We start from the raw sequence: 21569 nt of genomic DNA, 5'->3' as shown, positions 1-21569 counted from the left end.
TTATTGTAGTTCGTTTTTGAGTTCGGTAAGGAATTTTCTGATTTTTTTCAGGGATTCTATCATCTCCATTTTGTCTGAAGCTGTCTCACCGCCGTTGGCGATGAAGTCACGTGCTCCCTGGAGTGTGTATCCTTTTTCCTTAACTAGGTGGTAGATAAGTTTGACGTTCTGAAGATCGTCTTTTGTGAATTGCCTGTTGCCTTTTCGGTTTTTCTTAGGCTTGATGTTATCAAACTCTCCTTCCCAAAAACGGATAAGAGAAGTGGCTACACCTAACTCGTCGGCAACTTCGCCGATGGTGTAGTACTTCTTTTCAATTTCCTTTTCCTTGTAGGGCACTGTAGGTGAGTAGGCTTTTAGTTTTCTTTATACTCGATACTTCCACTCGCATTTATCATCACCGGATTTTCAGGGAAGTCTTCCAAAGATAATCGTTGGATTGTTTTTATCGAAGAAAGATTAGAATCATTTCTTGGACCGAGCGAATAACTTTGTCTGAACGCATGAATCTTACCTTGCAAAAACCTTCCTGAAGCATCCATTTGGACTTCCAGAAGGGGAGCTTCGCCAGCTAAGCCTCTTAAATTAAATCTTCCGTATGTCAAGAAATTTCCAAGACTGTAGGCGATGATTCGCTCTTTGTAAACCTCTATCGCTCGAACAATGTGCGGGCCATGGCCTAAAATCACATCAGCACCATTGTCAATCATCATGTGAGAAAGCTCGTATACATTCCCACGATCCTCACCGTAGTAAAACTCTCTTTTTCGAGTAACATGCTGATGTTTGGATCCTTCAGCTCCTGCGTGAAATGAAGCTATGACAATATCGGTAAGTGAATCCAGTAATTGAATTGTAGATCTCATGTTTTCGTATTGATGAATGCTGGCCGTTCCTCTATTTGGTGCAAAAGCACAAAAACCAATTTTGAGTTGACCAATTTTTGTAATCACATAAGGTTGATCGATTGAGCCTGCATGAGCAATTTCTAATGAATCAAGTACTCGTTGGGTATTCTTTCTGCCGGTTGCTCCAAAATCATTTGCATGATTGTTTGCGACACTCATCAAATCAAAACCATTCTCTCGAAAATTTTCAGCCAGATACTCTGGAGATCTAAAGAGATAGCAGAGTTTCGGATTGTTACATTCCTTTTGTTCCCCACCATCATTTAAGATTGTTCCTTCCAAATTCCCAAACGTAATGTCCGCCTGCTGAAGAAAAGGACGCACATGATTCCATAAATATTTTGCGGTGTCTTTTGGTAAGTAGGAGGTGTTTGGAAAATTTGTCCCAACCATAATATCACCAACAGCCGCAATGGTTACTGTATCTGGAAGCACTCTGCTGAGCGATATTTCTACCTCCTCATCTAAACTTGACAATGTATCGCCAGCCTGAGTGATTAGATATACTGAATCATGTTCAGCTTCTAAAAGAGTTTCAATAACATCCAGTTGGTCATCGGAGCTATCTGCAATTGGCTTTGCGGTCTTGCAGGCCAAAGCCACACCAAAAAGTAAAAACAGGTAACGCGATTTCATTGTCCTGCAAAATAAAAAAAGCGGTTGGCCAAATTGACCAACCGCTTCACTTTTAATTTCTTAATAACCTAATAGTTACCCATAGACTGATTTTCCAAAGATGAAAGTCTCAGTACTTCAGCATATTCTTCATCACTCAAATCCTGATAGAAGAAATTAACTGGATTTACTTTCTTATTGTCTTTGATTACTTCATAGTGTAAATGAGGAGCAGTAGAACCTCCGGTATTACCCGAGTATCCAATAACCTGACCTCTTTTTACTTTCTGTCCAGGTTTTACTATAAACTCACTTAAATGCGCATAAAGTGTTTGATACCCAAATCCGTGCTTTATTTTGATATGTTTTCCATATCCGGAAAACTTGGTTTTAGTATAAACTATTTGACCATCCCCGGTTGCATATACAGGAGTACCAGTTGGAAGTGAGAAGTCTGTACCTGTATGCATTTTTCGTACTTTGTAAATCGGGTGCATTCGATAGCCGAAACCTGAGGCAAGCCTTTTTAACTCTTTGTTTGATACAGGCTGAATTGCAGGCATGCTAGCAAGCAGCGCTTCTTTATCTCTCGCCATGCTCATGATATCATCATAAGATTTGGTTTGGATGTACATCTGCTTTTTGAGCTTATCAATACGTTGCATATTGTTAAGAATCAATTCTTCACGCTCCAGACCTTTCTCCAAAAGCTCTCGGTAACGATTCGATCCTCCAACCCCGGCAGATCTAATTTCACCAGGAATAGGCTCCACACCAAATACGACTCGATAGATGTCATCATCGCGCTCTTCGAGAACAGCCAGCATGTTATTGGCTTCTTCAAGATCATTTTCTAAAAGCTCGTAGTATAGTTTGAGTTCCTCGTTTTCTTTTCGTAGAGAAGCTTTTGCTGGTGATTCAAAGTAGTGATCGGTGACAAAAAAAATTCCTAATCCAATAATGGAAGAAACTACGAGGAATCCTAACAGGTTAATCACAATGTCCCAGGAAGAGACTTTGATGCGCTCATACCGGCAAGATTCAGTGTCATAGTAGTACTTAATTTTAGCCATGGGTTGATAGGGTAATTATCGTAATTTTGTAAAATGCATTTTGCTGGTGGTTTACAAATTACCGCTGCAATTTACGGATATTTGAGATTTTTTCATAATTACAAGATTTTACAGTAACATTCTAATTTTTCATTCCTAAATGGATTCCAAAGCAATCAGGAAAACTTTCCTCGACTTTTTCGAAAGCAAAACTCACAAAATTGTTCCTTCTGCGCCTATTGTGGTACAAAATGATCCTACTCTCATGTTTACAAATGCAGGCATGAATCAGTTTAAAGACTATTTTTTGGGCAATAAAGTTGCGGAAAACAAAAGAGTTTCTGACACACAAAAATGTTTGCGTGTCTCTGGTAAGCACAATGATCTGGAAGAGGTAGGTATTGATACCTATCATCATACGATGTTTGAAATGCTCGGAAACTGGTCTTTTGGCGATTATTTCAAAAAGGAGGCCATTGAATGGGCGTGGGAATTGTTGGTAGACCGTTTTAATCTTCCGGAAGATCGTTTTTACGCCACAATTTTTGAGGGAGATAGCAGCGAAAATCTTGACCAGGACACTGAGGCGAAGGAAATTTGGATGCAATTCCTACCTGAAGAGCGGGTACTAAATGGCAACAAAAAGGATAATTTTTGGGAAATGGGCGATACAGGACCTTGCGGGCCATGTTCCGAGCTTCATATTGATTTAAGACCACAAAGTGAAGTTGATAAAGCACCAGGAAAAGATTTGGTGAATCAGGATCATCCCCAGGTGGTTGAAATCTGGAATCTTGTTTTTATTCAATACAACAGACTAGCCAATGGAAGTTTAGAAAATCTTCCGGAGAAGCATGTAGATACCGGGATGGGTTTTGAGCGTCTGGCTATGGCGATTCAAGGCAAGCAGTCAAATTATGATACAGATGTATTTCAGCCTTTGATTCAATGGGTGGCAAAGAAAGCTGGTGTCGAGTACGGCAAAGATGAAAAAACAGATATCGCAATTCGTGTTATTTCAGATCACATAAGAGCGATTTCTTTCACCATAGCTGACGGACAGCTGCCCAGCAACAATAAAGCCGGATATGTTATTCGTAGAATTTTGCGCAGGGCGGTGAGGTATGGATACACTTTTCTTGGATTTAAAGAACCATTCCTTTTCGAGATGCTCGACATTCTTGTCGATCAATTTGATGGTGTCTTCCCTGAACTTACCGAACAGAAAGACTTCATTGCCAAGGTGATCAAAGAGGAAGAACTCTCTTTCCTTCGAACATTAGATAATGGATTAAAAAAATTGGACACAATTACATCTGGTAATGCCAAAGTGATAGAAGGATCAACCGCTTTCGAGCTTTATGATACCTATGGATTTCCACTGGATTTAACAGCACTGATAGCTCGAGAAAACAATATGGAAGTTGATGAGCAGGGCTTTCAAAAAGAAATGGAGGTTCAGAAGAATCGATCTAAGAGCGTTGGAAAGCAAACAACAGGTGATTGGACGGTTGTGAATGAAGGTGAGGAGACTGTTTTCCTTGGATATACCGATACACAGGCAGCCACTCAGGTTATGCGTTACAGGGAGGTGAAGCAAAAAGATAAAGTCCATTATCAAATTGTACTCGAAAAAACACCGTTCTATGCCGAAAGTGGAGGTCAGGTTGGCGATACAGGCTATTTGCAGTTCGGAGAGGTGAAAATTGAGGTGATTGACACAAAGAAGGAAAACGATCTTATCGTGCACTTTGTGAAGAAGCTTCCTCAGCAGATAGATGGAGAAGTACGCGCTGTAGTCAATGAGAGTAGAAGAAGGCTGACAGAAAACAATCACTCTGCAACTCACCTGCTTCACGCTGCACTTCGTCAGGTGCTTGGAGATCATGTTCAGCAAAAAGGATCACTTGTTAATGATAAAATCTTACGATTCGATTTTTCTCATTTTGCTAAGGTGTCAGATGAGGAAATTGAAGAAATAGAACGAATGGTAAACGAAAAAATCAGAGCCAATATTGAATTGAATGAAAAGCAAAATGTGCCAATAGATGAAGCGAAAAAAATGGGTGCAATGGCACTGTTTGGTGAAAAGTATGGTGATTTTGTTCGGGTAATCACTTTTGATAAAAACTATTCCGTAGAACTATGCGGCGGCACTCACGTTCCTCGTACTGGAAATATCGGGATGTTTAAAATAGTCAGTGAGGGATCGAGTGCAGCTGGGGTAAGAAGGATTGAGGCTGTCACCTCGTTGCAAGCAGAAAAATATTATGCTCAAAAACTAGAACTCCTTGCCGAAGTAGAAGAGATGCTAAAGCATCCTAAGGATCTTAAAAAGACGATCGAAAGCCTGGTAAAAGAAAACCTATCCAATCAGAAGAAGATTGAAGAAATGAACCAGCAACAAGCTGGTCAAATTAAAAATCAACTAAAGAGTTCAGCAGTTGGGGTGAATGGAAAAAGCTTAATTACCTACAAAGGTGAATTTCCATCTGCAGATAGCATGAAGCAGATTGCTTTTGAGCTAAAGCGTGAAGTAGATAACCTGGTGCTTCTGATAGCAGCCGATATCAATTCAAAGCCAATGCTCACTGTGATGTTAGCTGATGATTTGGTCCAGAATGGTATGAATGCTAATGAAATTATTCGAAAAATGGCAAGTGCCATTAAAGGTGGTGGCGGAGGGCAGCCTTTCTATGCCACTGCCGGAGGCAAAGACCTTTCCGGACTGGATGAAGCGCTAAAGCTTGGGAAAGAGATGATCGAAGCTTCTTAAATGGAAGAGAAGGTTAATAGCGACTATCAACTTGTTGTCGGACTTGAGGTTCACGTTCAGTTGGCTACAAAAAGTAAGCTTTTCTCATCCGATTCAACCGCATATGGACAGCCTGCAAATACCAATGTGAGTGTGATTACGCTTGCTCATCCAGGCACTATGCCACGGTTGAATAAAAAGGCCGTTGAATACGCAATCCGTATGGGACTAGCATGCAATAGCGAGATTTCCAGATACTGCATTTTTGATAGAAAGAACTATTTCTACCCGGATTTACCCAAAGGTTTTCAGACTACACAAGATCAGACACCAATATGTATAGGCGGTGAAATTGCTGTGCAGCTAAAAGATCAATCTGAAGTTAGCATTAAACTCAATCGTATTCATTTGGAGGAAGATGCGGGTAAGTCAATTCACGATGAACAATCAAATGATTCACTGATTGACTTGAATCGTGCCGGCGTACCGTTAATTGAGCTTGTAACTGAACCCGTAATTTCAACCGCAGAGGAAGCAATGGTATTGCTCGCAGAAATTCGGCGAATGGTACGCTACCTCGAGATTTGTGACGGAAATATGGAGCAAGGATCTCTTCGGTGTGATGCGAATATTTCAGTTAAGAAATATGAAGAAACACAACTTGGCAAAAAAGTAGAAGTCAAAAATATGAACTCGATCCGTAATGTAGGACGCGCCATTGAGTTTGAAATGAAGCGACAGATTCTACTCATTGAACAAGGAAAAGAAGTGATATCAGAAACGCGCTTGTTCGATGCAAATAAGGGTACGACGGCCAGTATGAGAGCAAAAGAAGAACTAAATGATTATCGCTATTTCCCCGAACCTGACCTAAGTCCATTTGAAGTTTCAGAGCAATGGTTGAACGAGATAAGGAACGAGATGCCTGATACACCGAGGCAGTTTAGAAATAAGTTTCAAACGGAATATTCACTATCATATTACGACGCTGCGGTTCTAACGGATGATCTGGAAATTGCAAAATTCTTCAACGAGACGTGTCAAAAAACAACGCATTATAAACGTGTGGCAAATTGGGTTATGGGTTCGATTAAATCTACTCTGAATGAGCAACCTGCGGATCTCATTCGAATGCCACTTAGTTCTGATCAATTAGCAGATTTAGTTGATTTGATAGAAGACGGGACACTTAATTCATCCATCGCCCGAAACAATGTTTATCCAGCGCTCATTCATCAAACAAAATCTGTAAAAGAAGTTTTGAATGATCTTGAAATTGAGTTAAGTACAGAAGATGATTTTTCAGATGTAATTTTACAAGTCTTAGATGCCTTTCCTGATAAGGTTAAAGCTTATCAAAATGGAAAGAAAAATTTGTTGGGTATGTTTATGGGGGAGGTGATGAGGAGAACCAAGGGAACAGCGGATCCAAAAAAAATGAACGATCTCTTAATAGATGCGTTGCAGAAAAAGAATTAGTTAATAACGATGAAGCATATTTCAATTTTAGTATTTGTCTTATTCCTCCTTGGATGTGATCAAACGGCCACAGATGGCGTAAAGCTTTCCGGCAACTTAGAGCAATTCTCCCCAGGAGGTTTTGCTTATGTGGAGCAAATAACAGAAAATGGCGTTCAAACTTTAGATACGCTTCAGGTGGATACTGATGGGTCTTTCGGCACTTATCTGGATATACAAGAACCTGCTTTCTATCGTGTCAATTTCAACGGAAAGCAGATTATTACACTTGTTTTGACAGGAGAGGAAACGGAAGTAGTTGTAAATGCGGATGGCAATGACCCACGCGGTTTTTCTGAAATATCAGGATCCTATGATACCGAATACAAGCAACAAATGGACGCCTTGATGGAGAGGTTTCGCACTCAGATTCAAGGAATGCAAAACGCTCAACGTAAAGCTCGCGCTGAAAGTGATTCTGAGACATTTCAAAGTATACAATATCAAATGATGGATCTTGCCAAGGAAGCTGAAGCAGAGCTAAAAGGATTAATTCGTGAGGCTAGCCCATCGTTATCAGCATTCTACGGGTTGCAAATGATCGATGCAAACCAAAATGTATACTTCATTGATTCTATTGCTACCGAGCTTCAGGCAGAGATGCCAGAAAATTTTCATGTAGCATCTTTAATTTCACAAGTGTCATCCAAGAAAAGTCTGGCTATAGGAAAAGAAGCTCCTGAGATTGCTCTTCAAAACCCAAATGGTGAGGTGGTCAAGTTGAGCTCTTTGAAAGGAAATTACGTTCTAATCGACTTTTGGGCAGCATGGTGCCGACCATGTCGAGCAGAAAATCCGAATGTCGTTCGACTCTACAATGAATATTCTGATCATAATTTTGAAATATTGGGTGTTTCATTGGATAGAACGCGTGACAAGTGGCTTCAGGCGATAGAGCAAGACGGATTGCCTTGGCTGCATGTGTCTGACTTAAAGTACTGGAGAAGTGAAGCCGCTCAGGATTACCAGGTAGGAGCTATACCAGCAACATTTCTAATTGACCCTGACGGGATTATCATTGCCAAAAATCTACGAGGCGCCAGTCTTGCCGCCAAGCTGAAAGAGATATTCGGATAAAATTCTGAACTCTTTTTAAGATTTAACCGTATGGTAATCCTTGTGAATACCATTGGAATATTTGGCGTTTTATCCGGAAGTGCAGTTGCAATTTCATTGTTCCTTTCGATTTTCTTCCTATCCATAAAACGAAAAGAAAACTCAAGACACCTTTGGGTTGGCTTAATCTTGTTGGCGATATGCCTTCGAGTTGGAAAATCAATCATTTACTTTCTGGCTAATGATATAGCGCCTGTTGGATTGGCATTAGGTTTCTTAGGACTAGCATCAATCGGCCCGTTGATTTGGTTATTTGTGCAAGCTGATAAGAGCTTTAAAATTAGAAGTGCAGTACATTTTATATTGCCCGTATCCGGAGCTTTAGGATGCTACATTGTAAGCCCTAGTCGGTGGGAAACAATTATGTATAAAGGAGGTACGATTGTCCTATTGCTCTACTTGATTGCTTCCTGGGTATACGCCACAAAATTTCAAAAGGGATCAAGCTGGGATCGAAAAGTTCTTTTCATGACTTCCGGTGTGTGGTTGGCATTGGCTTATCAACACCTCTCTAATACTATGATGGACTATGCTTTCGGGTCAATCATCGCATCTGTATTTCTTTATTGGATTTTTTATCAATCGTTCAAATCAGGAGGTTTTGCAAAAGGCTTAACCGTTAAATTATCAGATAATACACTGTCTAAGGTTAAAGAAGCTTTTGAAAATCAGAAGGTATTTAGAGAGCAAGGACTGAATCTTCAACAATTCTCCAGCCAGCACGGAATTCCTTCTTACTTGGTTACTCGAAGTGTAAAACAGTTATACAATCGATCATTTCCTGAAGCACTTAACTATTTTCGAATTGAAGAAATAAAACAAATGCTCCTTGATTCTAAAAAGGAGCATTTGAAAATTGAATCGCTGGCTTACGACGTTGGATTCACCTCACCCTCTGCTTTTTACGCCTCGTTCAAGAAAGTGACAGGTCAAACACCAACAGAATATCAGAGAGCTGCAGCATTGATGTCTGCATAATCATGATCTAGGTATTTTATATGTGCCTGCCTCTACTTCTGCTACGATTTCTTCCATACGCTGCTTGAAAAAATCAGGAGTTAACTCCCTTACTGCTTTTAGCTCTTTTAATGCTTTTGTTTGATTATCCAGAAAGTAATTGGCCAAGCCTCGGTTCAGCTTCAGGAACCAGGCATCTGGGTATTTTTTAATATTCGTGTTTAATGATTGAAGTGCTGCTTCTGGTTTATCAATTCTGAGCAGGAAAATGCAAAATGCATTTACTTCATTGGCAGACTGATCCATGTTTGAAATCTCTGATATAGTTTGATCCAATTCTGTGTCTCTCTCAAGTTTATTGAGCAGTTGAGCCTTGGTTGTAAGGTTTGTGATATTTTTATTTGAAGCAAAACCATTAAACCCTCCATTGATAGATCTATTAGCCCACTCCACTGCTTCATCCAGATTAGTATCGTGATTGAGGCACCACTGTGCCGCATCGTTCCATGCCTGCCAATGATAAGTATTTATTCCTCTTAGCTCGCTTCTAAAGCTCGCAACAACCGTTTCATTCAAGTCTACACTTACTTTAAACGGGAGCCTTCGATTGTCCCATTCCAGTGCTATTGTTACCTCATTTTCGCTCCAGTTCAAAAATTCGAAATCAAGTTTTTCTGAAGGGGGACATTCTTCAGCTTCCACCTCTACTGTTAAAGTGACATCATTCTTCAGGTCCAAATAGTAGCTTCCCCACTGATTAGAATTGTGAGCGAAAATGAGATCGTAAACTTCACCCCGTGGGATGACATGAAACCCATAGGTGCCTTGTGGTAGCCTTTCTCCCTGTATCATAACATCTGTGGAGAATGAAATAGTGGTATTCATGTTGGCTCCAGCACGCCAGGCAATAGGGACACCATTTAGCGGGATTATATTGGGGTTATTCCAAACATCTCTTCCTCGCGTGGCTGGACTGTGATAATCTAAAGTGATATCAGTCACTCCCAAAGTCTGAGTTTCACGGACATGATTACTTGCTTTTGGAATCTTTAACGTGTGGAATTGTCCGAAAGAAAGTGAGGTGCAGAAAATGCATCCAACGATAAGTAGTAGTTGTGTCTTTTTCATTGTTTGAGTTTTTTTCAAAACTCATTAACAGGATCGATCCGGCTATCCTGCTTTCTGAAATGAGGAGAAGTACTTATAAATGTGTTGATTTTGAGGGTTTATAAAACAGTTGTTGACAAATAAGTATGAAACTCACACTCACTACTTACCTGTTCTGCATTGTCTTACTTTTTTCAATTGAGTCACTTTCTCAGGAGGCTGATTCAACTCAAGCACAAGAGACCATTGTCAAAATTCAGAATCCTTATAAAAAAGGAAGAACGAAGTGGCTTAATGAAAATGGATTCATCACGAAATCCTATGATTGGAGTGATCCTGCTATCAATCTCTATCTTAAGAAAGCGGTAAAAAGACGAACTGCAGCAAATATCCTGGGTGTAACTGGAGGAACCGTTTTTTTGCTAGGTCTATGTGCAAATTTTGTTGGAAGCGTTTTTCATGAAGATCGGGTTGGGAGAGAGGAATACCAGGTTATCAAAGGACCCTACTTCCTTGGAGGCGCAATGGTTGCCACCTCAATAGGTCTTAGTTTCGATTCAATAGCAAAGGTGAATAAAGCCAAGAAGAATCGAGAAAAGAAATTCAAATAATCAATCGCGCTTCGGTCTGGTGATCACACGAGTCGGCTTTTTTTCAGCGGGCTCATCTGTAACTTCAGTATCTTTTTTCGTGTCACGGTATTTTACCTTTAGTCCTTCTAGAAAATTTCGAAGGAATTGATCCTTGCAAACTCGATATTGCTTCTGAGTTGGCTTGCGAAAGATGGCATTGATCTCATGTTTACTAACCTCAAAATCAGCTAGATCCATTAGTGCTACAATGTCTTCATCTCGTAGATTAAGAGCGATCTTAATTTTTCGAAAGATCTGATTGTTATTCAGGCTTTTTTCAGGTTTGGGCTGTTCACCATCTTTCTTCCCACGATGCTTGATAATAAGCCCATTGAGAAAAGCAGCCAGATCTACATCGTAGATAGGCTTCTGATCTTCATCGTCATCCTTTTTTAGCCAATCGCTAATCTCGGCTCGCGAAACTTCCTTGCCGCCGTGCTTGAATAGTTTGATGACTTTATCATCACTCAAGTCCAATGTGTATCGAATACGCCGCAGGATATCGTTGTTGTTCATGAGGAGGTAAAGGTAGGTAGAGCTCTTTTACTGATCTATTGAAAAGTTTTTTGGAATAATTAGGAATTCAGTTCGTCTATTCAATGAGTCCTGAACATTTTCGTCTTTAAGTTCTCCAATACCGAAAGCTAGTAATCGAGATTCTTCAACCTGATAATTTATAAGAACCTCTTTGACCGCTTGCGCTCTCTTTTGAGATAAGACTTCATTATAGTCACTACTTCCTTTGGAATCTGTACTACCATAAATCTTTAGAATTGTTTCGGTGTTAGATTTTAAGAATTTGGCCAATTCTGAAAGATCCGAAATTGCTGATGGATTGAGTTTATACGAGTCAAATTCGAAATAGATATTTTCAAGACTGAATGGTTCTTCAATGGCGAAGCTTTCTTTTTTTGCATTCAACTCTGATAGTGAGAAATTATCAAATAGATAATACACAGATCTACCACCTTTTAGCTGGTAGGTCATTTTAAGCATTTTTTCATATTGGCCAACTTGAGGAGGAATGAAGTCACCAATCGTTAGATACGCCTCCGTACCATTGGCCTTATAAATTGTGCTCACTTTATACCATCCATTGATAACTTCTAGTGTGTCAACAAGTATTGTTTTGTGTTTGATGTCGCTAAGCTCATTGTCATGATCTACTGCAATTGAATCTGTAGTAAATGCATAGGACAGGCGATCAATCATGTATCGGGAATTGGTGGCGGGTTTTGCGAAAAATTCAAATAGATATAAAACATCTTTCTCTAGAATTTCATTGAGCCGGCAAATAAGATATTCACGATAGCTAAACTCAGTTTTACGAGGACCTCCAAAATACATTCCGACATAATTGTTTCCATCTGGAGGATAAGCAATGCCAGCAAAGTTTCTCGGCGTAGAAACTATCTGAAAGGCACATGCACTGAACAAGTCAGGTGTGCCTGTTGTGGGAGATGCCCAATGTTTAGTCTTTATTGGTTCGTATTGAGTGGTATGATTGGTTGGGCAAGAAGAGTATTCCTCAAAGCTTGGATTTGGAATTAGATTTTGGGCCTTTAAGGAAGATATGAGCGTTAAACAAAGGAAAACAAGAAGTGTCCTCATTACCGAGAATTTAAACAAACTTCTGCAAGGCTCCCCAAAGCTTCGCTTTCTCCTGTACATCACCCGATATCTGATCAAGCGGTTTAGAGCAGAGAAACATGCTATTCTTATATGGAATAGGAGTGTAAAATGCCTTTGCTTCAGGTACAAATACAAGTGCTTTCTTGAAATGAACAGACTGGTCAAAACCACCACCAAAAATCTTGTATTGATCGTGTGGGAGCTTACAAGCATCTATGATTTTATGCAAAAGTTCAATATCTGAGGCATCGTGACTGTTGTGGAAAACAGCAAATGAAATTTCACCCGCATCCTCTAAATCATGATGAGGTATTTCAGGTGATTCCTGTTTTGTCTCAATGTGAGCCGGCGTTTCTTCTGACTCGACAACTTCCTGTTTTTTTGGCTTTTGCTCTAATTCTTCAACTACTTGTTTCTCTACCTTTTGCTCTGATTTATCTATTGGTGAATTATTAGTTGATTCAACTTCTTCTTCTATTGCTTGACTTTGCAAGTGCTCCGCTATGTTTTCGTCTTGCGGGAGTATGTAGATTTCTTCTGTGATAAAATGATGTAGATGTTCGCGTTTCATGGATCAGTCTTCCATATCAAATATAGACTTTAGTTCTTTTGCGTCACTCGGTTTCATGCGTTTACCAAGCACCAGTCTAAGTTGACGTCTTCTTAGCGCTCCTTCAAAAAGCTCTTTTTCAAAGTCTGTTTCAGGCTCTACTTCCGGGATATCTATAGGCTTGCCCGACTGATCCACTGCTACAAATGTGAAAAAAGCTCGATTTGTATGCACTTTTTTATCTGCAGGAATATCTTCTGCTATCACCTCCAAATACACCTCCATGGAAGAATTGAATGCTCGTGTCACAAAAGCAGAGATTGTCACAGTATTTCCTTTCCTGATAGGCTCTGAAAAAGAAATATTGTCTACCGAAGCTGTAACTACAATCCGATTGGAGTGCTTTTGGGCAGCAATGGCTGCTGCTATATCCATCCAGTGCATGAGGCGACCACCCATGAGATTGTCCAGACCATTGGTATCATTAGGGAGCACCAATTCAGTCATGGTTACAAACGAATCCTTACAGTTTTTTACCTTTTTCATATGTGGGTTTTCTTTCTGAGTTTATATCATATTCGCCAAAATTGGGCTCCTTGAAAAATAATTTGTTGTAAGGCACTATTTATCTCAATATTTAAATCCACCCTTAGGTGGACCAGCCTTTATCACCTCGCAAAGGTACGAAGCTGAAATGGTCGAATTGCTTCTTTTTTATTTTGTTTTCGTCAATTTTTTGGATCAAAACCATAGATTGTATGTCATTGTTCCCGACAGGTATCACTAATCTTCCACCAATTTTTAATTGCTGTATCAGCTCCTCTGGAATAGTAGGTGCTCCTGCTGTTACAATGATGCCATCGTAAGGAGCGAACCTGTGCATACCCTTCGATCCATCACCTTGATACATGTGTGGCTGATAGCCAAGCTTGGGTAAAAAACGAATTACTTTCTGATACAGCTTTTTCTGATACTCGATGGTGTACACATCTGCTCCCAGTTCCACCAATACTGCGGCCTGGTATCCCGATCCTGTGCCGATCTCCAAAATTTTATCACCAGGCTTAACTTGCAAAAGCTGAGATTGGAATGCCACAGTGTAAGGCTGGCTTATGGTTTGGCCGGATTCAATGGGAAATGCTTTATCCTCATACGCATGAGTATCAAATATTTTATCAAAAAAATAGTGACGAGGAATCTTGCCAATGGCACTCAGAACTGCCTTATCGGTAATTCCTTTTTTTGCAATCTCCGAAACCAATTGCTTGCGTAAGCCTTTATGCTTGTAGGTATCTTCCAATTCACTTATTTTGAAGCTTAAATTTAATCAGCGTGTTTACAGGAATAGTCGAAACAGTAGGGAAAGTAGAAGAAATAAATCAACAAGGATCAAATGTTGATTTTGCGATTTCGTCAGATATATCCAATAAACTTAAAATCGATCAGAGTGTATCACACAATGGTGTATGCCTGACGGTAACCAAGGTTGATGAAGGAATGCATTGGGTTACTGCCATCGATGAAACGCTAAAAAAATCCAATATTGGAAATGTGGTAGTTGGTGATCAATTAAACCTGGAGAGGTGCATGAAGGCTGATGGTCGCTTTGATGGTCATATTGTTCAAGGCCATGTTGATGCTACCGCTAAAGTGCATTCAATTAAAGATGAAAATGGCAGTTGGTTGATGACTTTTGAATTGGAAGAAGAGGGTCTTGTTGTTGAGAAGGGAAGCATTTGTATTAACGGTACTAGCCTTACTTGTTTTAACGTTGATAAAAAATACTTTTCTGTAGCGATAATTCCATATACATTTGACTATACCAACTTCAATCAGCTGGCAGTTGGTAGTGTTGTAAATATTGAATTTGATATTATTGGAAAGTATATTCACCTAATCCTAAATAGAAAATAGATGGCACTCAATTGCATGGTGGTAGATGACGACAAAATGTCGCGTCTAGTTATTAAAAAATTTATAGATAAGACGGACTCACTCGTTCTGTCTCACGATCTGGACAATACGCAGGAAGCACATGATATCCTTTTGGGAGAAAGTGCAAACGATGTAGATATCGTATTTCTAGACATAGAAATGCCTGGCATGAGTGGGCTGGATTTAGTGAAGTCACTTCAGCACGCTTACAATGTAATTCTGGTTACATCAAAAAAGGAATATGCGATTGAAGCATTTGAGGATGCTGTAGCGGATTACCTGGTGAAGCCGGTAGAGTACGAGCGCTTCATGAAAGCGGTGAATAAGGTGAAGGAGAATCTGGAGAAGGAGAAACTCATTGCTGAGCAAGAAGATCATATCTATGTAAAGAGTGATGGGAAGCTATTTAGGTTGAGCTATGACCACATCCTTTTTGTTGAAGCACTTGCTGATTATGTCATTTTTAATACCGAAAGTGGCAAAAAGCACATTGTTCATCACACTATGAAAGGAATCGAAAAACGGCTACCTGAAAGTATCTTTAGTCGGGTACACAGAAGCTATATCATCAATAGAAATAAAATTCATAAGATAGAAGATCTCCAAGTGCACATAGGGGAGAAGACATTCTCAATAGGTGCATCTTATAAGGAATCATTGATGGAGAAATTCAACCTTCTATAATCAGTTTCTCTTAAAAAACTTCGAGGCATTGAGTGGTTAGGATATCCAGTCAATGCCTTTTTTTAGTAATTCTAAAGTTTGTTTTTGCTGCTCTGTTTCTGGCTGATGATTGTATACCCAATTAACTTCCGGAGGTAAACTCATCAGAATTGATTCCGTTCTGCCGTTTGTATCCAGGCCAAACTTGGTTCCTTTGTCGTGTACAAGATTGAACTCTACATACCTGCCTCTTCTGATTTTTTGCCAATTTTTGTCAACTTCTGAAAAGGTCTTTTCTCTAACTTCTGATACTGCATCTGTGTATGCTGGCACAAAAGTTTCACCCACTTCCTGAACAAACTTCCACCGATCTTCTTTCGATTTACCTTCGGAATCAGTAAGTCGATCAAAGAAAATACCTCCGATACCACGCGTTTCATCCCTGTGCTTGACATAAAAATAATCGTCAGCCCATTTCTTGAATTTTGAATAGTATGAAGGGTCGTGTTTATCGCACGTATTTTTTAGGAATTGATGAAAATTTTTGGCCTTTTCGGGAATTACAGTGTGAGGGGTTAAGTCGATCCCACCACCAAACCACCAAACTCCATTGCTCATTTCGAAATAGCGAATATTCATATGAATTATCGGAACCCATGGATTCTTTGGATGCAGTACAATTGAGACGCCTGATGCAAAAAACTCAGCTTCAGGAAGATTAAGTGCTCGCAGAATTTTATCCGGTGTTGGACCTGAGACAGCAGAAAAATTCACGCCCCCTTTTTCTATGAGGCCATCACCGCCAATGACTCTTGATCTACCGCCACCACCTTCTGGCCGCATCCATTGATCTTCTTCGAAAGTTGACTTACCGTCTAGCTTTTCAAGTGAATCGCATATGGATTCTTGTAGGATTTTAAACCATTCTGCTATTTCTTCTTTTTTGATTGTCATTAAAATGGATATCCGATACCAATATTTATTTCTGAATTTCTACTGAAATTGGAGAATATTTCATCGCCTACAAATCGTTCTCCTTTTTTCTGAGCGGGATCAAACAGCTTCATCCCAAGGTCTAATCTGAAGACTAGGAATTGTAAGTCAAATCTTAGGCCTATTCCTGTACCAACTGCCATTTCATTCATAAATTCATTGAATCTGAATACTCCATCGTCACCTTCTGCATCTCTATCGGCTTCAACCAACGAGTTTCTAACTGTCCAAATATTCCCCGCATCCACAAAAATAGCACCCTCCAAAAACCCAACTAAATCTTGCCTTAGCTCCACGCTCGATTCAATCAATAATTCACCTCGTTGTTCATTACTATAGTCAATGAATTCTGTTGGGTTATCAGCATCATCTTTTTCAAAAATACCAAATGCTCCCGGGCCTAGACGTCTGGGTCTCCAAGCTCTGATACTGCTACTTCCTCCGGCAAAAAAGTATTTTTCGTAAGGTAATGATTGATTATCCCCATATGGATATGCCAGACCTACATTTAATCGAAAAGCCAGGTTTGTATTTCGGGTTAAGCGCTCAATCTTTCTCAAATCAATTTGCGATTTGGCGAATTGATAGGTTTCGAGGCTATCACCAAAAAGAGAAGTACCAAGAACGCTATTGAGATTACCTCCAACCTCTGCATTGAACTGTACGTACCCACCATCCTGGCCATTGGTGTAATCACCGAGATTGAGATCTAGGCGAAATGCGGTGCTACTGACAATGGCTGAATTAAATGCGAGTGCATATGGATTAGTGGCAGCTATTTCAGTATCCAGGAAAGCTTGGAATTCCTGTGTTTTCGTTGCATCAATCAAGCTAAGTTGTAATGGAGTCAGTGTATACTTGACCTGATCTCTCACTTGCCAGCTATACGCCCAAGTTCCTCGATAGGTCAACCTTCTATATTCATTCACACGGTCTTCAAAAGAAAAACCAAAGGAGACACGGGTTTTGGGATTGAATCGTCCAATCTTGTTTTTATAATAAGATCCCAACGGGAATAAGAATTGAGGGAAAGTAATAGCAGCCTCGGCTCCAAACTGACGCGAGGTGTAGTTACCATCAAAGCCGGTTTCTTCACGCACTGATTGAAGGTCTTCTAGTTTAGCATTTGCATCTAAACTCAATATTTCAAGCGTTCGGAAGGTGTTTCGATTTTTTAAATTAATGTTTACAAATGGTCCCGGCCTACCTTGGGTTCGAGAAAGGCCAAACTCACTGGATGTTTGATACTTATCGAAAGGTGATGTGAAAATATTAGCTACAAAGTAGTTTCCGGTGGTATCGTAATTTATGTTGATGAATTTGAAGTTGTCCAGATAGGATAGCTGTCTTTGGGTTTCCAGAGTCAGATCCCTACTGTACGGATCATCCTGTTCTAGTGGCACACGCCACTCCAACACCTTCTTTGAATACCTATTTCGGCCGAACTTAAAAGTTATATCACGATATTTTTCCTCCGTTCTGTTGAAGGTTTCATTTACACTTGCATCTGTAATAAAAACTATAGAATCCAGGTAGAATATCTTATGCTCATTTTTGCCTACAGGATTCTTAATTACTTCTCTTACGATTACAGTATCTCTACCTAGCTGAACTGAGTCGATATTGAATTCGATGTACTGTTTAGAAAACTCATAATAGCCATTATTCAATGCCAGAGTGTGTATAAAATCCCGCTCTTTACTTAATATTTCTTGCTTGTAATACCCTTTTTTGAGGGGAGATTCTTCAATGTTTTCGAAGATTAGGGCTCTTAGTACTGTGTCGGCAATGTCATACTGAATAGAGTCAATTACATAGCGTGTATTAAGCTTTACATTGTAATTGAGGTCAATATCACGATAACTATTTCCGAACCATCCAGTGACCCAATCTCGAGCTCCTCGAGCAAATTTCCCAGTTGAATTTAAGCTATCAAAATGAGCGGTGTCGATTTGTACGGTTGCATCAAAGTAACCTTCAGAAGCTAGGTACTGAGTTATTTTTTGAGCAGTAAGTCTTGAGGAGGAATGATTATAGATTGCCAAGGGCTCTCCCCAGCGCATTAGCTGATTTCCTTGTTTGACCTTTCGGTTTTTATTGTCGTACTTTTTAGCTCGCTTGTTTCTAAATTTTTGCCTTTTTTTCTCGGTTTCTGCGTTGGCTATTTTACGATCGTATTTGGCAGATAAAGAATCTCTTTTAGCTCGAGCTATATTGACATCAAAATACCATAAACCTATCCATTCGTCATTTTCGAGCTTATCGATTTTTTGTTCTTTTCTAAACCTCTTCCAGTTTAGTTTGCTCTTTATGTTTTTTAATTTCTTAGTATTTGAGGTATTTGCGATACGGCCATTGTATCTGATTTCAAATTTTTCTAACCGTGCTTTCCTTTTTACAACCTTTCTGTCAAGCCTGTCATGTACTCTTTGAATTTTTGCTTTACGTCGTTCTAGTTTTCGTTGTAGACGATTTTGCAAGGACAATTTTGCATTTGAATTTTCAATCTTTTGCGTATACTTAGATATAAGATGTTTTTTGCGTAACTCAAGACGAGCAATATCTCGCTTATAACCAATCCCTTCTTCACCTAATTCATAAAAGTGATTTAAGTGTGTAAAGGGATATCCAAAAGGGACTCGTGTATTGGCTTGACTTTCGTATAGCCCCCTTGCATTATCCTGTAATGATCCTGAAAGCCCATTGACCTTCTGGCTTGCTAAAAGCCGCTGATCTTCAACCAAAAACTTAGAACCCAGACAGGAGGTAAGGATTATGCCTGCGAATAGTGATATTTGGCTTAATTTAAATAATTGCTTCAAATCAGATGCTCTCTCGGAAAGACCAGAAATATATAAAATCGCTCAAAGTTAAGAAGTACCGCATGCGTGAGAAGTGCTTTTTAGTAGAAGGTGCAAAAAATGTGCAAGAGTTACTAAAATCAGACTTCAAAGTAGAAATAGTCGCTGGAACCGAGCATTATTTTGCTTCGAATTTGAAATCGGGTAAGCATCGAAATGAAATTGTCACAGCTGATATTCTGTCGCAGCTCGGAACTTTCAAAACCAATGAGGATTGTATTGCGATAGCTAGGATGGAAAGCTGGGCATTGGATGATATCAAATTTGATCAACACATCTTCGTATTGGATGGAGTAGGTGATCCGGGGAATGTTGGGACAATTATACGAACATTGGACTGGTTTGGATTTGGTCAGGTGGTTTTGTCGTCAGACTGTGCAGAGTTCTATCATCCCAAAGTTATCAATAGCACCATGGGTTCATTCACCAGAGTCAAAGTCGTAACTGTTGAATTGAATGATTTTTTTAAGCTTAATACTCTTGAGGTTCATGCAGCTGACATGCATGGAAAGAATATCAATGACGTTGATTTCAAGGCACCATCAGTGATGATTATGGGGAGTGAGTCTCATGGCATCAGTGAGAGTGCCAAGAATCAGGTTTCAGAGTTTGTCACAATTCCAAAGTACGGAAAGGCGGAATCACTTAATGTTGGTATTGCAACAGGAATAATTGCTTCTCATTTACGCATGTCTAAGTAGCGTTTCATTAATGAACTAGTAGACGCATCATGTGAACCTTCTTTCTTTTCTTTAATCTCACTAAGGATTGGTTTTGACAATTGTTTTCCCAGTTCAACTCCCCACTGATCAAAGCTGAAAATATTCCAAATTAAACCTTGGGTAAAGACTCTATGCTCGTAGTAAGCAACCAACTTTCCTAAGTTGTATGGGGTTAGTTCTTTAATTAGAATGCTTGTAGAGGGCCTATTCCCTTTAAAGACTTTAGAGTGCTTCAAGATATCGTTAGCATCAGCACCAATTTCTTGTTCTACTTGCGCTTTTGTTTTACCCATCAGAAGAGCTTCTGATTGAGCAAAGAAATTTGCCAATAGCTTTTCATGATGATCAAAGTGCTTATGTGCTGGATTTACAATACCAATAAATTCACATGGAATAACCTTTGTTCCCTGATGAATTAATTGGTAGAAGGCATGCTGACCGTTCGTTCCTGGCTCACCCCAAATAATTGGTCCTGTTTGATGATTTACCTCGTTTCCTGATCTGTCAATATATTTTCCATTGCTTTCCATATCTACTTGTTGTAGATAGGATGGGAGATACCTTAGTCTGTGATCGTAAGGTAATATTGCCATTGAGTCGTAGTTCTTAAAATTATTATACCAAATACCGATTAGCGCGGAGATTATTGGAAGGTTATTGTCAAATTCTGCAGTTCGGAAGTGGTCATCCATCTTTTTTGCACCTGATAGCAAAGATTCAAAATGATCATAACCTACAGTACAAGCAATACTTAATCCTATTGCAGACCAAAGTGAAAATCGTCCCCCAACCCAATCCCAAAACTCAAACAAATTTTTACTGGAGATACCAAAATCATTTACGGCCTTTTCATTAGTGCTTACTGCTACAAAATGTTTGCTAACATCCTGTTGACTTCCACCACTCTTTAAGAACCAATCTTTAGCGGATAGGGCATTGGTTAATGTCTCCTGTGTGGTGAAGGTTTTAGAAGCAATGATAAAAAGTGTAGTAGCCGGATTAAGACTCTCCAGCGTCTCTTTCATTTGCGCAGCATCAACATTTGAGATGAAATGAGGCGTGACCTCTTTCCAAAAGGGACGCAAAGCGTATGTAATCATCTTTGGGCCAAGGTCTGAACCACCAATTCCAATATTAACCACATCGGTAATTGGATTGTCCTTATGCCCTTTTATAGTTCCATCATGGAGATGTGTTGTAAATTTTTTGATTTTATTGAGCTCCTTCTCCACATGCTTGTCACCACGGGCTCTTAGAAGTGCATGTTGAACTGCTCGGTTTTCTGTTTCGTTAATCCGAGCTCCATTGAACATCTCGTTAATCCCTTCACTCAGCTTGCACTCTTTAGCAAGGGCTATCAGTGTGGATATTACGTCATCCGATATTTCGTTCTTTGAAAAATCAAAATAAAAATCTTCTAAGTCGAAAGTAAATTTGCCAATTCTAGAGGGATCGCTAAGAAGGTTTTGAATACGATATTCTTCTTCAGCTAATTCACTGAGCTTTGCCCATGACTTAGTGGTCGTTGGGTCAATTTTTGGAAGCATGATTAA

At 39.6% G+C, this 21569-nt stretch carries 20 protein-coding genes; 8 read left to right on the top strand and 12 right to left on the bottom strand.

Annotated elements, in window-relative coordinates; translation table 11 throughout:
• The 3 genes from ACL8WY_RS04965 to ACL8WY_RS04955 form a co-directional block, all read right to left on the bottom strand.
• Window positions 1-339, bottom strand: a complete 339-nt coding sequence (locus ACL8WY_RS04965) for a MerR family transcriptional regulator (protein WP_436517320.1) — start codon at window positions 337-339, stop codon at window positions 1-3.
• Between the two features lie 17 nt (window positions 340-356).
• Window positions 357-1544: a CapA family protein gene (locus ACL8WY_RS04960; protein WP_436517319.1), complete on the bottom strand. Its 1188-nt coding sequence runs from the start codon at window positions 1542-1544 to the stop codon at window positions 357-359.
• Window positions 1545-1612: 68 nt separating this feature from the next.
• Window positions 1613-2596, bottom strand: a complete 984-nt coding sequence (locus tag ACL8WY_RS04955) for a M23 family metallopeptidase (RefSeq protein ID WP_436517318.1) — start codon at window positions 2594-2596, stop codon at window positions 1613-1615.
• Between the two features lie 139 nt (window positions 2597-2735).
• Between ACL8WY_RS04955 and alaS the strand changes: the two genes are divergently transcribed.
• The 4 genes from alaS to ACL8WY_RS04935 are packed head-to-tail and all read left to right on the top strand — an operon-like array spanning window position 2736 to window position 8942.
• Window positions 2736-5351, top strand: a complete 2616-nt coding sequence (gene alaS, locus ACL8WY_RS04950) for an alanine--tRNA ligase (RefSeq protein ID WP_436517317.1) — start codon at window positions 2736-2738, stop codon at window positions 5349-5351.
• Complete coding sequence (gatB, locus tag ACL8WY_RS04945; protein ID WP_436517316.1) at window positions 5352-6809, top strand: Asp-tRNA(Asn)/Glu-tRNA(Gln) amidotransferase subunit GatB; 1458 nt, start codon at window positions 5352-5354, stop codon at window positions 6807-6809.
• 9 nt (window positions 6810-6818) lie between these two features.
• On the top strand, window positions 6819-7925 hold the full coding sequence (locus tag ACL8WY_RS04940; protein WP_436517315.1) for a peroxiredoxin family protein: 1107 nt from the start codon (window positions 6819-6821) through the stop codon (window positions 7923-7925).
• Between the two features lie 30 nt (window positions 7926-7955).
• On the top strand, window positions 7956-8942 hold the full coding sequence (locus tag ACL8WY_RS04935) for a helix-turn-helix domain-containing protein (RefSeq protein WP_436517314.1): 987 nt from the start codon (window positions 7956-7958) through the stop codon (window positions 8940-8942).
• Here ACL8WY_RS04935 and ACL8WY_RS04930 read toward each other — a convergent pair whose 3' ends face one another.
• Entirely contained in the window at window positions 8943-10049 is a 1107-nt protein-coding gene (locus tag ACL8WY_RS04930; RefSeq protein ID WP_436517313.1) for a DUF2911 domain-containing protein, read from the bottom strand. It abuts the gene before it with no gap.
• A 125-nt stretch (window positions 10050-10174) separates the two neighbouring features.
• On the opposite strand from ACL8WY_RS04930, the gene ACL8WY_RS04925 reads away from it, so the two are divergent.
• Window positions 10175-10639 (top strand): hypothetical protein, encoded by a 465-nt coding sequence (locus ACL8WY_RS04925; protein ID WP_436517312.1) that lies wholly within the window; start codon window positions 10175-10177, stop codon window positions 10637-10639.
• Here ACL8WY_RS04925 and ACL8WY_RS04920 read toward each other — a convergent pair whose 3' ends face one another.
• The 5 genes from ACL8WY_RS04920 to ACL8WY_RS04900 form a co-directional block, all read right to left on the bottom strand.
• Window positions 10640-11176: a DUF1456 family protein gene (locus tag ACL8WY_RS04920; RefSeq protein ID WP_436517311.1), complete on the bottom strand. Its 537-nt coding sequence runs from the start codon at window positions 11174-11176 to the stop codon at window positions 10640-10642.
• A 27-nt stretch (window positions 11177-11203) separates the two neighbouring features.
• Window positions 11204-12271 carry an OmpA family protein gene (locus ACL8WY_RS04915; RefSeq protein WP_436517310.1) on the bottom strand — a complete coding sequence of 356 codons (1068 nt, stop codon included), beginning with the start codon at window positions 12269-12271 and terminating at the stop codon, window positions 11204-11206.
• A 10-nt stretch (window positions 12272-12281) separates the two neighbouring features.
• Window positions 12282-12863, bottom strand: a complete 582-nt coding sequence (locus ACL8WY_RS04910; protein ID WP_436517309.1) for a hypothetical protein — start codon at window positions 12861-12863, stop codon at window positions 12282-12284.
• Window positions 12864-12866: 3 nt separating this feature from the next.
• A complete protein-coding gene (locus ACL8WY_RS04905; protein ID WP_436517308.1) occupies window positions 12867-13388 on the bottom strand; it encodes an acyl-CoA thioesterase in 522 nt (173 codons plus the stop codon).
• A 103-nt stretch (window positions 13389-13491) separates the two neighbouring features.
• Complete coding sequence (locus ACL8WY_RS04900) at window positions 13492-14151, bottom strand: protein-L-isoaspartate(D-aspartate) O-methyltransferase (protein ID WP_436518048.1); 660 nt, start codon at window positions 14149-14151, stop codon at window positions 13492-13494.
• A gap of 23 nt (window positions 14152-14174) precedes the next feature.
• On the opposite strand from ACL8WY_RS04900, the gene ACL8WY_RS04895 reads away from it, so the two are divergent.
• Entirely contained in the window at window positions 14175-14756 is a 582-nt protein-coding gene (locus tag ACL8WY_RS04895; RefSeq protein ID WP_436517307.1) for a riboflavin synthase, read from the top strand.
• The gene (locus ACL8WY_RS04890; RefSeq protein WP_436517306.1) at window positions 14757-15461 is read left to right on the top strand and encodes a LytR/AlgR family response regulator transcription factor; all 705 of its coding nucleotides are present in this window, start codon (window positions 14757-14759) and stop codon (window positions 15459-15461) included. It abuts the gene before it with no gap.
• A 36-nt stretch (window positions 15462-15497) separates the two neighbouring features.
• Here ACL8WY_RS04890 and hemF read toward each other — a convergent pair whose 3' ends face one another.
• On the bottom strand, window positions 15498-16394 hold the full coding sequence (gene hemF / locus ACL8WY_RS04885; protein ID WP_436517305.1) for an oxygen-dependent coproporphyrinogen oxidase: 897 nt from the start codon (window positions 16392-16394) through the stop codon (window positions 15498-15500).
• Window positions 16394-19255, bottom strand: a complete 2862-nt coding sequence (locus ACL8WY_RS04880) for a BamA/TamA family outer membrane protein (RefSeq protein WP_436517304.1) — start codon at window positions 19253-19255, stop codon at window positions 16394-16396. Before ACL8WY_RS04880 ends, hemF begins: the two co-directional genes overlap by 1 nt.
• Window positions 19256-19260: 5 nt before the next feature.
• Between ACL8WY_RS04880 and ACL8WY_RS04875 the strand changes: the two genes are divergently transcribed.
• On the top strand, window positions 19261-19995 hold the full coding sequence (locus ACL8WY_RS04875; RefSeq protein ID WP_436517303.1) for a TrmH family RNA methyltransferase: 735 nt from the start codon (window positions 19261-19263) through the stop codon (window positions 19993-19995).
• Here ACL8WY_RS04875 and pgi read toward each other — a convergent pair.
• On the bottom strand, window positions 19974-21563 hold the full coding sequence (gene pgi, locus ACL8WY_RS04870) for a glucose-6-phosphate isomerase (RefSeq protein ID WP_436517302.1): 1590 nt from the start codon (window positions 21561-21563) through the stop codon (window positions 19974-19976). The two genes, ACL8WY_RS04875 and pgi, sit on opposite strands and share 22 nt — an antisense overlap.
• Window positions 21564-21569: the final 6 nt, after the last annotated feature.

This window comes from Ekhidna algicida (genome assembly GCF_051379705.1).
GTDB lineage: Bacteria > Bacteroidota > Bacteroidia > Cytophagales > Cyclobacteriaceae > Ekhidna.
Note: the sequence above shows the minus strand (reverse complement) of the source record. Positions and strands in the feature narration are given on the sequence as shown.

What these genes read in the sequence shown, in the direction of transcription:
- ACL8WY_RS04910 (WP_436517309.1), bottom strand. Translation starts at nt 12,863, where the DNA reads ATGAAACGCGAACATCTACATCATTTTATCACAGAAGAAATCTACATA.
- pgi (WP_436517302.1), bottom strand. Translation starts at nt 21,563, where the DNA reads ATGCTTCCAAAAATTGACCCAACGACCACTAAGTCATGGGCAAAGCTC.
- hemF (WP_436517305.1), bottom strand. Translation starts at nt 16,394, where the DNA reads ATGACAATCAAAAAAGAAGAAATAGCAGAATGGTTTAAAATCCTACAA.
- gatB (WP_436517316.1), top strand. Translation starts at nt 5,352, where the DNA reads ATGGAAGAGAAGGTTAATAGCGACTATCAACTTGTTGTCGGACTTGAG.
- ACL8WY_RS04940 (WP_436517315.1), top strand. Translation starts at nt 6,819, where the DNA reads ATGAAGCATATTTCAATTTTAGTATTTGTCTTATTCCTCCTTGGATGT.
- ACL8WY_RS04935 (WP_436517314.1), top strand. Translation starts at nt 7,956, where the DNA reads ATGGTAATCCTTGTGAATACCATTGGAATATTTGGCGTTTTATCCGGA.
- ACL8WY_RS04955 (WP_436517318.1), bottom strand. Translation starts at nt 2,596, where the DNA reads ATGGCTAAAATTAAGTACTACTATGACACTGAATCTTGCCGGTATGAG.
- ACL8WY_RS04890 (WP_436517306.1), top strand. Translation starts at nt 14,757, where the DNA reads ATGGCACTCAATTGCATGGTGGTAGATGACGACAAAATGTCGCGTCTA.
- ACL8WY_RS04960 (WP_436517319.1), bottom strand. Translation starts at nt 1,544, where the DNA reads ATGAAATCGCGTTACCTGTTTTTACTTTTTGGTGTGGCTTTGGCCTGC.
- ACL8WY_RS04930 (WP_436517313.1), bottom strand. Translation starts at nt 10,049, where the DNA reads ATGAAAAAGACACAACTACTACTTATCGTTGGATGCATTTTCTGCACC.
- ACL8WY_RS04875 (WP_436517303.1), top strand. Translation starts at nt 19,261, where the DNA reads ATGCTCTCTCGGAAAGACCAGAAATATATAAAATCGCTCAAAGTTAAG.
- ACL8WY_RS04915 (WP_436517310.1), bottom strand. Translation starts at nt 12,271, where the DNA reads ATGAGGACACTTCTTGTTTTCCTTTGTTTAACGCTCATATCTTCCTTA.
- ACL8WY_RS04925 (WP_436517312.1), top strand. Translation starts at nt 10,175, where the DNA reads ATGAAACTCACACTCACTACTTACCTGTTCTGCATTGTCTTACTTTTT.
- ACL8WY_RS04920 (WP_436517311.1), bottom strand. Translation starts at nt 11,176, where the DNA reads ATGAACAACAACGATATCCTGCGGCGTATTCGATACACATTGGACTTG.
- alaS (WP_436517317.1), top strand. Translation starts at nt 2,736, where the DNA reads ATGGATTCCAAAGCAATCAGGAAAACTTTCCTCGACTTTTTCGAAAGC.
- ACL8WY_RS04905 (WP_436517308.1), bottom strand. Translation starts at nt 13,388, where the DNA reads ATGAAAAAGGTAAAAAACTGTAAGGATTCGTTTGTAACCATGACTGAA.